The sequence below is a fragment of the Klebsiella sp. 10 genome, from assembly GCF_018223925.1.
In the GTDB taxonomy this organism is placed as follows: domain Bacteria; phylum Pseudomonadota; class Gammaproteobacteria; order Enterobacterales; family Enterobacteriaceae; genus Klebsiella; species Klebsiella pneumoniae.
In genome coordinates this window covers 313,316-326,092 of sequence record NZ_JAGRRB010000005.1, presented here as the reverse complement: position 1 = coordinate 326,092, position 12,777 = coordinate 313,316, and the positions used below count along the sequence as shown (strand labels likewise).

The 12,777-nt window shown below is 51.2% G+C and carries 14 protein-coding genes; 8 read left to right on the top strand and 6 right to left on the bottom strand.

Features of this window, described 5'->3' with window-relative positions:
- Positions 1-153: 153 nt before the first annotated feature.
- Positions 154-1,017 carry a YicC/YloC family endoribonuclease gene (locus tag KHQ26_RS07415; protein WP_002922636.1) on the bottom strand — a complete coding sequence of 288 codons (864 nt, stop codon included), beginning with the start codon at positions 1,015-1,017 and terminating at the stop codon, positions 154-156.
- 499 nt (positions 1,018-1,516) lie between these two features.
- On the opposite strand from KHQ26_RS07415, the gene KHQ26_RS07410 reads away from it, so the two are divergent.
- Positions 1,517-3,217 (top strand): lysophospholipid acyltransferase family protein, encoded by a 1,701-nt coding sequence (locus KHQ26_RS07410; protein WP_020803797.1) that lies wholly within the window; start codon positions 1,517-1,519, stop codon positions 3,215-3,217.
- 37 nt (positions 3,218-3,254) lie between these two features.
- On the opposite strand, the gene KHQ26_RS07405 is transcribed toward KHQ26_RS07410, so the two are convergent.
- Complete coding sequence (locus KHQ26_RS07405; RefSeq protein ID WP_004216995.1) at positions 3,255-3,386, bottom strand: hypothetical protein; 132 nt, start codon at positions 3,384-3,386, stop codon at positions 3,255-3,257.
- Here KHQ26_RS07405 and KHQ26_RS07400 point away from each other — a divergent pair.
- The 5 genes from KHQ26_RS07400 (at position 3,346) to pyrE (ending at position 7,873) form a co-directional block, all read left to right on the top strand.
- Positions 3,346-4,272 carry an HlyD family secretion protein gene (locus KHQ26_RS07400; protein ID WP_269465041.1) on the top strand — a complete coding sequence of 309 codons (927 nt, stop codon included), beginning with the start codon at positions 3,346-3,348 and terminating at the stop codon, positions 4,270-4,272. The genes KHQ26_RS07405 and KHQ26_RS07400 overlap by 41 nt on opposite strands.
- The gene (locus tag KHQ26_RS07395) at positions 4,265-5,182 is read left to right on the top strand and encodes an ABC transporter ATP-binding protein (RefSeq protein WP_020804945.1); all 918 of its coding nucleotides are present in this window, start codon (positions 4,265-4,267) and stop codon (positions 5,180-5,182) included. Before KHQ26_RS07400 ends, KHQ26_RS07395 begins: the two co-directional genes overlap by 8 nt.
- Positions 5,169-6,308, top strand: coding sequence for an ABC transporter permease (locus KHQ26_RS07390; protein WP_020804942.1), 1,140 nt, complete (start codon positions 5,169-5,171; stop codon positions 6,306-6,308). The genes KHQ26_RS07395 and KHQ26_RS07390 overlap by 14 nt, the downstream gene beginning before the upstream one ends.
- 96 nt (positions 6,309-6,404) lie before the next feature.
- On the top strand, positions 6,405-7,121 hold the full coding sequence (rph, locus tag KHQ26_RS07385) for a ribonuclease PH (protein ID WP_002922602.1): 717 nt from the start codon (positions 6,405-6,407) through the stop codon (positions 7,119-7,121).
- A gap of 110 nt (positions 7,122-7,231) precedes the next feature.
- Positions 7,232-7,873, top strand: coding sequence for an orotate phosphoribosyltransferase (gene pyrE / locus KHQ26_RS07380; protein ID WP_020804946.1), 642 nt, complete (start codon positions 7,232-7,234; stop codon positions 7,871-7,873).
- 35 nt (positions 7,874-7,908) lie between these two features.
- Here pyrE and KHQ26_RS07375 read toward each other — a convergent pair whose 3' ends face one another.
- The 4 genes from KHQ26_RS07375 to coaBC form a co-directional block, all read right to left on the bottom strand.
- A complete protein-coding gene (locus tag KHQ26_RS07375) occupies positions 7,909-8,925 on the bottom strand; it encodes an SMP-30/gluconolactonase/LRE family protein (protein ID WP_004173905.1) in 1,017 nt (338 codons plus the stop codon).
- Between the two features lie 175 nt (positions 8,926-9,100).
- Positions 9,101-9,697 carry a nucleoid occlusion factor SlmA gene (gene slmA / locus KHQ26_RS07370; protein WP_002922598.1) on the bottom strand — a complete coding sequence of 199 codons (597 nt, stop codon included), beginning with the start codon at positions 9,695-9,697 and terminating at the stop codon, positions 9,101-9,103.
- Between the two features lie 124 nt (positions 9,698-9,821).
- The gene (gene dut, locus KHQ26_RS07365; protein WP_004145270.1) at positions 9,822-10,280 is read right to left on the bottom strand and encodes a dUTP diphosphatase; all 459 of its coding nucleotides are present in this window, start codon (positions 10,278-10,280) and stop codon (positions 9,822-9,824) included.
- A complete protein-coding gene (gene coaBC / locus KHQ26_RS07360; protein ID WP_004188117.1) occupies positions 10,258-11,472 on the bottom strand; it encodes a bifunctional phosphopantothenoylcysteine decarboxylase/phosphopantothenate--cysteine ligase CoaBC in 1,215 nt (404 codons plus the stop codon). Before coaBC ends, dut begins: the two co-directional genes overlap by 23 nt.
- 172 nt (positions 11,473-11,644) lie before the next feature.
- On the opposite strand from coaBC, the gene radC reads away from it, so the two are divergent.
- Positions 11,645-12,310 carry a RadC family protein gene (radC, locus tag KHQ26_RS07355; RefSeq protein ID WP_020804953.1) on the top strand — a complete coding sequence of 222 codons (666 nt, stop codon included), beginning with the start codon at positions 11,645-11,647 and terminating at the stop codon, positions 12,308-12,310.
- 216 nt (positions 12,311-12,526) lie between these two features.
- The gene (gene rpmB / locus KHQ26_RS07350; RefSeq protein ID WP_000091955.1) at positions 12,527-12,763 is read left to right on the top strand and encodes a 50S ribosomal protein L28; all 237 of its coding nucleotides are present in this window, start codon (positions 12,527-12,529) and stop codon (positions 12,761-12,763) included.
- Positions 12,764-12,777 lie beyond the last annotated feature (14 nt).

Genomic DNA, 12,777 nt, shown 5'->3' with positions numbered 1-12,777 from the left:
CTGTGCCGCGTTGTGCTTATTTGCCACAACCGAAAACTGGACGACTATTTTTTATAAGTAGATTCTTATCATTCGCCCGTGAGAGAGATAAATAAAAAGGCCATGATTTATCATGGCCCTGGATACCGAGATACATTAACAAACGAGAAAGCGTTACTCGATATTCTGGATTTGCTCGCGCATTTGCTCGATGAGTACCTTCAGCTCAATCGCGGAGTTGGTCACCTCGGCGTTAATCGATTTTGACGCCAGGGTGTTCGATTCACGGTTGAACTCCTGCATCATAAAGTCGAGACGGCGACCCACAGCTTCTTTCTTCTTCAGAATGTTATAGGTCTCTTTAACGTGCGCTTCGAGACGGTCCAGTTCTTCGGCAACGTCGATACGCTGCGCCATCAGCACCAGCTCTTGCTCAAGGCGGTTATTTTCCAGCTGTACTTCGGCATCTTCCAGCTTGGCGACCAGGCGCTCGCGCTGCCACTGGAGAATTTCCGGCATATGAGCGCGAACTTTCGCCACTTCGCCGCTCACGCCTTCAAGCCGCTGCTCGATAAGCGCTTTCAGGGCCTGGCCTTCCGTTTCGCGGGCGACGATGAAGTCGTCCAGCGCGCCGTCAAGAGCGGCCAGAATGTCGGCGGCGATGGCGTCGAGATCCTGCTCTTTGGCGGCCATCACGCCCGGCCAGCGCAGGATATCAACCGGGTTGATTTCCCCTTCATCGCTCTGCATTTTCACCCAGTTGGCAGCGTTTACCAGCTGTTTAGCCAGCTTTTCGTTGAGGATGAGTTCACCCTGAGCGCTGGGATCTTGTTCAAAACGCAAGGTGCATTCGACTTTACCGCGAGTCAGGCGGGCGCGAATGCGCTCGCGTACCACGGGCTCCAGACTACGGAACTGCTCCGGCAGGCGGAAGTACGTTTCCAGATAGCGCTGGTTTACCGAGCGCAGCTCCCATGCGGCGCTACCCCAGTCACCCTTGATTTCACGGCGGGCATAGGCGGTCATACTGCGGATCATAGGCGTTCCTGTTTTCGTAATAATGAATGCAAGGATTATAGCCGTGCGGGCGGTGACTTAACAGGAATAGTGATGAAATACTTCAAGGACGATTGTTTTAAGGGATATCGCCGCAAAGTTATTTTCGCCAGGGGCTGTAGGTGGGGTTATATATTATGGGAATCCGTAGTTAATATTTTCTGATATTAGATGCGGGCATGGAATTCGGATGCCTTTGTACAAATGCATATACCGCCAGACAAGCTATTCTGTGAGTTTTAGGAAGTATAATCACCAGAAATGAGATAGGGTATTACCTTTAAGCATTATGTATGTTTTTTTTGCATTGATTACTATAAATTTATTAAAATTTTGGAGATTATATTTATGTTGAGAATACTGTTATATTAATTATATCTAATTGTTTTGTTTTGGCCTTTTAAAGTTTTGTGCGGTATTGTCCGACTGAAAGAACGCTAGTATAGTCGTTTAAGATGAGTTCTATAAAAAGGATTTTAATATGGACGCTATCTTTGACAGAGTCGTAAGGGAATTTTTTCCAAATACAACCATACCTTTTTGGAAAAAATGGCTGTTCAGGACGGCATTTGGCAATAAGGTATTTTCTCGCTTAATATATAACGAGCGACTCGTTAATAAAAATGGGGTCGAGTGGGTTAATGCAGTTGTTGAACTCCTTGAGTTGAAATGTGAAAGCGAACACCACCAATTTAACAACATACCTGAGCATGGGGCTACGGTTGTTATTTCAAATCATCCGACGGTTATCGATGGACTTAGCTTAATACATACGGTCTCCCGAGTCAGGAGTGATATAAAAATAATAGCCAATCACGTTTTGCCAATTATATTCCCCCAGGTATCGGAACTTACCATTGGAATTGAGAATATGGCCGGTAAGATGAGCCATAAAAAATTCCGCGAGATGAACGATCACCTGCGAAAAGGAGGCGTATTGATTATATGTCCTGCGGGTAAGCTGGCTAACTGGTCTCTTTCCGGGTTACAGGAGCATAAGTGGAACCCCGGTTTTTTACAGCTTGCTATGAGAAATAATGCAGCATTGGTACCAATTCATATTACGGGAGCAAACAGTAAGATTTATTATCTTACTGCAACATTCTGGCGGCAACTGTCGAATATGATGGTTATTCGTGAAGCTCTCCGCCATCATGGCAAGACCATGAAAATCAATATAGGACAGCAAATAGCCTTATCCTCGTTTAAAGAATACAATAAAGATCTTTCTGCCGCGGCAAATGTATGTTTGACGCACCTCCAGAGTATAGCGAAGAATGGCCCGGCTCTGTTAGATACGATTGCGCCGCAAGAATTAGAACCAGGTAAAAAGGAGCTAATTAGCGCAATAGAGGAGTGCGAAATATTAAGGCAGTTTGAAGACGGTAGAAAACTAGTGATATATCGCTGTAATACTAACCGAACCTCACCTATTATTGATGAGTTAGGGCGCTTACGCGAACGCTGTTATCGCGATATTGGTGCCGGAACTGGTAACGACCGAGATAACGATGTTTTTGATGAAAGTTATTATCATATCATTTTGTGGGATCCTTCTGATGTGGAAATCCTGGGAGCATATCGTGTTATGCCCGTTGGCGAGCAGCTGGCCCAACATGGTGTAACAGGCCTCTATAGCAACAGCTTGTTTAAATACCATGATAATGCCTATTCCTGTTTAGAGAAGTGTGTGGAAATTGGCCGCGGCTTTATTCAGAAACCTTATCAAAAAAGTAAGGTGCTTGATTATTTATGGCAAGGGATATTTGACTTTATAAAAAGATATCCGGACTATAAATACTTGCTGGGTGTGCTGACCATTCCTGGAACTTTTCCTGAAAAAGTACAGAAACTCATCATCAGTTTCTATAATATATACTTTTCCTCGACAGCTGATTTTTGTACGCCGATAGCATTGTTCACTGCCGAAAATGTACAGGATGATACTCCATTTTGTGGCGAAGATTTTAGAGCAGACTGGAGCATGCTTAATCACCTGCTGAGAGAAGAAGGTTATGAACTTCCCTGGCCTTTTAAACAGAGTGCTAAATGGTTCTCCCCGGGCGGATCGTCGATTCTTGCATTCACAAAAGATGATTCTTTTAATTCGATAGCTGGGTTAAATCTGAGCTCTATAGATAAATTGAATGAAAGCTACGTTAAGCATTATTTAAGAGATTAAACTGACGATGATTGTCCGGTCCTGGAGCGAGCGTGCCTCAATCCAGACCGTAGTGATAAGGGAAATGATATGCGTATGGATGCGTTTTAATGCGAAAGCCAATAAATGTATTTATTATACTGATATCGGTGCTGATACTCACCGGGTGTGATAACAAACCAGATAACATGTTATCCGGTTATTCACATGGAGAATTTGTATACCTTTCATATTCTGGTAATGAAAAAATAGAACGGATCTTGATCAATAAAGGAGATAACGTCGCCGCAGGACAGGAGTTAGTGAAGATTGAGTCCTTCGATGCGCAAAATATTTTCCTGCGCGCTGAGGAAAAACTATCAGCAGAGAGCGCTCTATTACGAAATCTGGAATCTGGAGAACGGCCTGAAGAGCTGGATATTATACGTTCGCAGATTAAAAAAGCACAATCGGCAGAATCCCAGGTAAAGCGGCAGCTTGGGCGATATCGTAATCTTTACGCCAATCATGCCATATCGCTTGCGGAATGGGAGGATATCCGGGATGAATTAACTCAAAAAGGCGCACAGGTTGAAGAGTTAATTAATCAACTCAAAGCACGGCAACTCCCTGCCCGGCAGGATGAGATTAGCAAGCAGCGCTCAATGGTGGCCGCGGCAAAACTCGAACGGGATAAGGCGCTGTGGGATGTCCAGCAAACGACGATTGTTTCTCCGGTCAATGCTAAAGTCTTCGATATTATTTATCGTGCCGGGGAGCGCCCTTCTGCTGGTAAACCAATAATCAGTCTGTTACCTCCTGAGAATATAAAAGTACGCTTCTTTATACCCGAAGCGAAGCTCGGTAAATTTAAAATCGGATCTAAGGTAAAACTTATATGCGATGGTTGCGCTGAGCCCATTGCTGGCGTTATTAACTATATCAGCCCTGAGGCCGAGTTTACGCCTCCAGTTATTTATAGTACGAAACGTCGTGAGAAGCTCATTTTTATGGCGGAGGCTATCCCTGCGCTGCAGCAGGCAGGGCGGATGAAAATCGGCCAACCGTTTGATGTGGAGATTATTGGCGATGAATAATCTTTGTATTGATGTAAAAAATCTCAATAAACATTTTGGCGAGCATCACGTCGTAAAGGATTTCTCTTTACAGGTGGCAAAAGGCGAGATCTATGGTTTTCTCGGTCCGAACGGTAGCGGAAAAACGACATCGATTCGAATGATGTGTGGTTTGATTACGCCGGATTCCGGTGAAGGTACTTGTCTGGGTATGGATATCTTTACGCAGCGGGAAAAGATAAAGAAAAAGATAGGCTACATGACCCAATATTTCTCAATGTGGGGAAATTTAACTATTCGGGAAAACTTACTTTTTATTGCGCGATTATATAGCCTCGATCGGCCTAGAGATCGGGTTGAACGTGCGCTTTCTGAGTTAGGCCTCACTGCCCGACAGCACCAGCTGGCTAAGGAGCTTTCTGGGGGCTGGAAGCAAAGAATGGCCCTCGCCGCCTGTATGTTGCATGAACCTGTTTTGCTATTTCTGGATGAGCCGACTGCTGGCGTGGATCCCAAGGCGCGGCGAGAGTTCTGGCAAATGCTGCACCAGCTCTCTGACCGGGGGATCTCGATACTGGTGAGCACGCATTATATGGATGAGGCTGAGCGCTGCCATAAGGTTGCCTATCTATCTTATGGTCGGCTGCTGGCGAATGGCACTATTGCGTCGATTATCGCCTCCCAGAATTTGATCACCATGCGAACCAGCGGCGCCGGTCTGACGCTGCTTGAAAGCCAGCTACAGCGCTTGCCGGATATTGAGCAAACGGTCATTTTTGGCAATCAGCTTTATATTACATCCAGAGATGAAGCGAAGTTAAAATCCGCGCTTTTTGCCTTTACGCAACAGGGTTATGAGTTCTGTAAGGTGGATACCAATCTGGAAGATGCATTTACCTACTTGATGAAAAATAATTGTGAAAAAAATTAATTTTAGCTTCTCCATTACGCGGTGGATTGGCGTGGTTATTAAGGAAATTCACGAGCTACGCCGTGATAAAGTCAGCATCAGTATGGTGCTCCTGACACCTCTTTTTCAGCTGATCATTCTTGGCTATGCCATCAATATGGATCCGCATAATCTTCCGACCGCCTTACTAAATTATGATACCGAACGCATGAGTCAAATCTTTGTGACGGAAGCGCAAAATACCGGGTATTTTTCGATGATTCCTGTCGATTCAGAAGAGGCGGCGCAGAAAGCCTTTGTGCGGGGGGATGTCACTTTTATCGTGACGATCCCTGAGGGGTTTACGCGCAAGTTACTGCGTGGAGAAAAGCCACAACTATTAATTCAGGGGGATGCCATCGATCCGATCACCACGGGGAATGCGCTCAGCGCCCTTGTGCAGGTAGCGAAGTCGATGTTTCAGCACGATTTGCCGGGCGACATGCGTGTGGTGCAAAAAGAGGATGATTTCGAGCTTATCATTCATCGCATGTTTAACCCTGAGGGGATAACCCAGTTTAATACTATTCCCGGTATTATGGGGTCGATACTCAGTACAACGTTAATCCTGATGACCGCCCTGTCAATTACCCGCGAGCGAGAAAACGGGGCGTTAGAGAATTTACTGGTCTCTCCGTTGTCCGGGCTTGAGGTCATTATTGGGAAAATAACGCCTTTTGTTATCATTGGTCTGTTTCAGGCGACGTTAATCCTGATTGCCGCCGTTTTGTTGTTCGATATCCCCCTTCACGGTAGCGTCTTCCTACTATTTTTTGTGCTGTTAATTTATGTCTTTCTTTGTCTGTCAATTGGTATCGGTATTTCTGGCTTAGCACAAAACCAGCTGCAGGCGCTGCAAATGTCCTCTTTTTACTTTATCCCTTCCATTATGCTGTCCGGCTTTATTAGCCCCTTTATTAGTATGCCTGACTGGGCGAAAGCCATTGGCTCCTGTTTACCGCTGACCTACTTCATCCGCCTGGTTAAGGGCATTATGCTGAAAGGCTATTCAGCAACGGCATTGTTGCCTGACCTCTTGCCGCTGATAGGCCTGGCGGTGATTGTCATTGGCGTGGGGTTGAAATCTTATCGTAAAACGCTGGACTGACATTATCGGCGCGTCCGGCTGGAGTGGGCATAGGCTTTTTGCCATGAAATTCGTATAATGCGCCCTCACATTCGTTTCAAGCCGGAGATTTCTATCATGCGTCCAGCAGGCCGTAGCGCTAATCAGGTGCGTCCCGTCACCCTGACCCGTAATTACACAAAACACGCTGAAGGCTCCGTGCTGGTCGAATTCGGTGATACCAAAGTGCTGTGCACTGCCTCTATTGACGAAGGCGTTCCGCGTTTCCTGAAAGGCCAGGGCCAGGGCTGGATCACCGCTGAATACGGCATGCTGCCGCGTTCTACGCACACGCGTAACGCGCGTGAAGCGGCAAAAGGCAAGCAGGGCGGCCGGACGATGGAAATTCAGCGCCTGATTGCCCGTGCGCTGCGCGCAGCGGTTGACCTGAAAGCGCTGGGCGAATTCACGATTACTCTCGACTGCGATGTACTGCAGGCCGACGGCGGCACCCGCACTGCCTCCATTACCGGTGCCTGCGTGGCGCTGGCCGATGCGCTGAATAAGCTGGTCGCCGCCGGCAAGCTGAAAACCAATCCGATGAAAGGGATGGTGGCCGCGGTCTCCGTCGGTATCGTAAATGGCGAAGCCATCTGCGATCTGGAGTACATCGAAGACTCCGCCGCGGAGACCGACATGAACGTGGTGATGACCGAAGATGGCCGTATTATTGAGGTGCAGGGCACTGCGGAAGGTGAGCCGTTTACCCATGAAGAACTCCTCACTCTCCTGGCGTTAGCCCGAGGGGGGATCGAGTCCATTATCACGACGCAGAAGGCGGCGTTAGAAAATTAATGATTAAGGCGACTGAGAAGTCGCCTTTTTTTTGCGCTTTATCCTTCATCACACCTGCGAAGGGGAGCGCGCAGTCTGACAATGATGAAAAGTACCAAAGGAGCGAATCCATGAAGCCGTATCAGCGCCAGTTTATTGAGTTTGCGCTTAGCAAGCAGGTTCTTAAGTTTGGCGAATTCACGCTGAAATCCGGGCGCAAGAGCCCCTATTTCTTCAACGCCGGCCTGTTTAACACCGGGCGCGATCTGGCTCTGCTGGGCCGTTTTTATGCCGAGGCGCTGGTGGATTCCGGAATTGAGTTTGACCTGCTGTTTGGCCCGGCCTACAAAGGAATCCCAATCGCCACCACCACCGCGGTGGCGTTAGCCGAGCATCATGACCGCGATCTGCCTTACTGCTTTAACCGCAAAGAGGCAAAAACCCATGGCGAAGGCGGCAATCTGGTCGGTAGCCCGCTGCAGGGCCGGGTAATGCTGGTGGATGACGTGATCACCGCCGGTACGGCGATTCGCGAATCCATGGAGATTATCCAGGCCCAGGGCGCGCAGCTGGCGGGCGTTCTGATCTCCCTGGATCGTCAGGAACGCGGCCGCGGCGAGATCTCCGCCATTCAGGAAGTGGAGCGGGATTACGGCTGCCAGGTTATCTCAATCATCACTCTGAAAGAGCTGATCGCTTACCTGGAAGAAAAGCCAGAGATGGCGGAATACCTGGCGTCAGTTCGCGCCTATCGTGAAGCCTACGGCGTCTGATGATGCGCCCGGCAGCCTCGGCTGCCGGATTTCCGCTATATCAGCTTAGCGCCCTGCGCATTGACGTACAGCGAATAGATTGACGTGCTGGACGCCATAAACAGACGATTGCGCTGTTCGCCGCCAAAGCACAAGTTCGCGCAGCGCTCTGGCAGTTTAATGGTGCCGATATGCTTACCCTGAGGGTTGAAGATCCGCACGCCGTCGAGTTCTTCGTTTCCGCTTCCCCATCCGCACCACAGATTGCCGTCTGCGTCGCAGGCGATCCCATCGGCGGTACCGTTCCCACAGTCGAGATATACCCGTTTATTTTTCAGCGTATTGCCTTCCACATCCCACGCCAGAATTAAGCGGTTCGGTGTCGCCCGGCTTTCCACCACGTATAAGGTCTTTTCGTCCGGCGAGAAACACAAACCATTTGGCCCTTTTACGTCGCCCAGTACCACGCTCAGTTTGCGGCTTTCCGGCTCCAGACAATAGACGTTTTGCGGCAATTCTGATGTTGCTTTGTGGCCTTCGTAAAAACCACTGATGCCAAATGGCGGATCGGTAAACCAGATGGTGCCGTCTGACTTCACAACGATATCGTTTGGAGAATTGAGGCGATGACCCTGGTAGCTATCGGCCAGTACGGTAACAGACCCATCGTATTCGGTACGCGTAATGCGGCGGGTGTCGTGCTCGCAACTGATTAAGCGCCCCTGTCTGTCGCGGGCGTGACCATTGCTATAATTGGCCGGGTAGCGAAAGATGCTGGTTTCTCCGCTGACTTCATCCCAGCGCATGATGGCGTTATTCGGAATGTCGCTCCACAGCAGCATTCGCATGTCGCCGAACCAGACCGGGCCTTCCGCCCAGCGGAAGCCGCTGGCGATGCGTTCGACCTTTGCGCTGGCAAGCATATAGCGACGAAAGCTATCATCGACGGCCACGATGCGTGGGTCCGGATAGCGTTCAGAGGGGGCCCATGCTGCGAAGCTTTTTTGACTGACCAGTAGCGATGCGGTTGCCAACCCGCCTATCTTCAGTAAATCCCGCCGTGACGTCGCCATCAAATCTCTCCTTGTCGGGTGGTGTTGGGGGAGGGTGAAATGTTCAGCAAGCTGGATAGTAGGAAAGGAAAGCGGAAACGCGCATTGGGCAATTCAACCAATGGCCCTGGGATTTGCGACAAACTTACGCAGATTGCGAGGAGAATCATGCAGCCTGGCGGCTGCATGTGAGGATTTACTGCAGCTGTGCGGCGACCAGCGGCCAGCGGGCGTCGAAATCATCCGTCGGACGATATTTGAACTCGCTGCGCACAAAGCGCGACAGCATGCCCTCGCAGAAAGCCAGCAGCTGGCTGGCCAGCAGGGTTTCGTCGAGGGTGTAGCCTTCGCCTTCGCGCATTTTTTTCTCGCGCATCACCTGGCGTAGCTGCGCTTCGATGCGCTCAAAAAGCTGGTTGATGCGACCCTGAAGCCGGTCCTGTTCGAACATCAGCGCGTGCCCGGTGAGGATACGCGTCAGCCCAGGATTACGCTCGCCAAAGCCAAGAATCAACAGAACGATCAGGCGCAGGCGCGCGGTGGTGTCCTTTTCATCTTTCAAAATCAAATTGATGCGCGTAATCAGACTGTCTTCAATGAACTCGATCAGGCTGTCAAACATGCGGGTTTTGCTGGGAAAATGGCGATACAGCGCGGCTTCAGAGACGCCGACGGAAGCCGCCAGTTTCGCGGTGGTAATACGCTGACTACCATCGCTGGATTCCAGCATCAGCGCCAGAGATTGAAGTATTTCTTCGCGACGATTCCGTTTCGCAGTTTGCTTTTCTGCCATGTTTTAAAATACCCCTGAAAATAAGCACTTGTCAGGCAGACATCCACAACGCGACCGCAAACCAGGGCTTGCGGTAATGTTATTGCGTTATGCGCGTTGGGATGCAGATTCCGTGTTGCTGGGCTTATTTACGCCCTGAGTGACCGAAGCCGCCTTCGCCGCGGTCGGTGGCATCGAAGGATTCCACCAGGTTAAATTCCGCCTGAACGACCGGCACAAAGACCATCTGTGCGATACGTTCGCCCGGCTCGATAATAAAGCTCTGCTGACCGCGGTTCCAGACGGACACCATCAGCTGCCCCTGGTAATCGGAGTCGATAAGGCCCACCAGGTTGCCCAGGACTACGCCATGCTTATGACCCAGGCCGGAGCGCGGCAGGATCACCGCCGCCAGAGAGGGATCGGCGATATGAATCGCAAGGCCGGTCGGCAACAGCGTGGTTGCGCCCGGCGCCAGCTCTACGGCGTCGTCGAGACAGGCTCGCAGGTCAAGTCCGGCGGAGCCGGAGGTGGCATAGGTCGGCAGCGGAAATTGCTGGCCGACACGCGGGTCCAGAATCTTAACGTCGATTTTTTTCATCATAACGGGTCACGATCTCGTCGAGTAATAATTGGCCCAGGAGTTCCTTGCGCTCAAGTGGTAAGCGCTTTTCCCCATCCTGCCAAAAAAGGTGTAGTGCGTTGCTGTCGCTGTTAAAGCCCTGATTAGGCTGGGAAACATCGTTGGCGCAAATCAGGTCGAGGTTCTTGCGGGCACGTTTTTGCCGCGCATATTCTTCCACATTATTCGTTTCGGCGGCAAACCCAACGACGTAGGGGCGATGTGATTTTAGCGCCGCGACCCCGGCCACGATATCCGGGTTTTTAACCATTTTTATTGTTAATTCATCACCTTGTTTTTTTATTTTATCTTCGGCGATGACGGCGGCGCGGTAATCCGCTACCGCGGCGCAGCCAATAAAAATGTGCTGCTGCTGGGCGCCAGCCTGGACGGCCGCTTCCATCTCCAGCGCGGTAGTGACATCAATGCGCTGCACAAACGGCGGGGTCGGTAGCGATACCGGCCCGCTGATCAAGGTCACGTTCGCGCCCCGCTGCGCTGCGGCGGCGGCAATCGCGAAGCCCATCTTGCCAGAGCTGTGGTTGGTGATATAACGCACCGGATCCAATGGCTCACGGGTCGGGCCCGCGGTAATCATGAGGTTGAGATGTTGCAAATCTTTGACAGGGGAGGCGAAATGCTGCGCGGCCATGTCTACGATAGTTAACGGATCGAGCATTCTCCCCGGGCCGACGTCGCCGCAGGCCTGGCTACCGCTGTCTGGTCCCCATAGCAGCAGCCCGCGGGTAGCGAGCGTCTGCAGATTATGCTGGGTGGCCTGCGCGCGATACATCTGCTGGTTCATGGCGGGCACCACGGCAACCGGGGATGGAGTGGCAAGACAGATCGTCGACACCAGATCGTTGGCCATGCCGGCCGCCACGCGAGCGATTAAATCGGCGGTCGCTGGGGCGAGGATCACCAGGTCGGCCCATTTACCGAGCTCAATATGGCCCATTGCCGCTTCCGCCGCCGGATCGAGCAGGCTGTCGGAAACCGGATAGCCGGATACCGCCTGCAGGCTGAGTGGGGTGATGAACGCTTTTGCCGCCTCCGTCATCGCGACACGCACTTCCGCGCCGCGTTCACGCAGCCGGCGCACCAGTTCCGGGGTTTTATACGCCGCGATGCCGCCGCTGACGCCCAGGACGATTTTTTTACCCGCCAGAGTCATCATGATGTCTTCCTGTTGCCGTAGACCAGAATCCGCGCATCTTATCACAATCCTGCCGCCGTCGTGTCTCTGCCGGGCATTCACTTTGCGAGCGGCTACGCAGGGTGAAAATCGGCGGGTCGGCAGCGCCGTCAGGCTGTGCCAGGATAGGCTGATTCACCCAGGAGGGCGCATGGACGGAATGGAAAATCTGATGCCACGGGAGAAGATGCTGCAGTACGGCATCGAAACGCTAACGGATGTTGAGCTGCTGGCGCTTTTTCTGCGCGTCGGCACGCGTCGTCAGGATGTGCTCAGCTATGCCCAGGCGTTACTGCAGCGTTTTGGCTCACTCTACGCTCTGCTTTCCGCTGATAAAGCGCAACTGATTGCTGTGGACGGACTGGGGCTGGCGAAATATGCGCAACTGAAGGGCATTGCCGAGCTGGCGCGACGCTATTTTAGCTCGCAGCTGGTCGAGGAGGCCGCGCTGGTCACCCCCTCGATGACGCGCGAGTTTTTACAAAGCCAGCTGACGGAAGAGGAGCGCGAGATCTTTATGGTGATCTTTTTAGATAATCAGAACCGGGTGTTGAAACATAGTCGTCTTTTTTCTGGTACTCTTAGCCACGTTGAGGTGCATCCGCGAGAAATTGTACGCGAAGCCATCAAAGTGAACGCCGCCGCCGTGATCCTTGCGCATAATCATCCCTCCGGTAGCCCGGAGCCAAGTCAGGCCGACAGACTGATTACCGAAAGGGTGATAAAATGTTGTAGATTCATGGATATACGCGTGCTTGATCATCTGGTTATCGGCCGCGGTGCGTATGTATCTTTTGCCGAACGTGGCTGGATTTAGCCCCGAACTGGCGATCCTTCGGGATCTTTGTCTGTTCGGGACTTGAGCACATCGCCGAGTCAGCGTATACTACGCCACCTTTGAGAATCTCGGGTTTGGCATTTGGGCCTGGCAGTCGAGAGTTCACATTGAACTGCGATGACCAGGCTGTAAAGCCTGACGAGGCGCCAATACCCCATACGAAGCTCGAGCTAATTTGATTTTTGGAGAATAGACATGTCCCGAGTCTGCCAAGTTACTGGCAAGCGTCCGGTGACCGGTAACAACCGTTCCCACGCACTGAACGCGACTAAACGCCGTTTCCTGCCGAACCTGCACTCTCACCGTTTCTGGGTTGAGAGCGAGAAGCGTTTTGTCACCCTGCGCGTATCTGCTAAAGGTATGCGTGTAATCGATAAGAAAGGCATCGATACAGTTCTGGCTGAACTGCGTGCCCGTGGCGAAAAGTACTAAGTACTTAGAGGAAA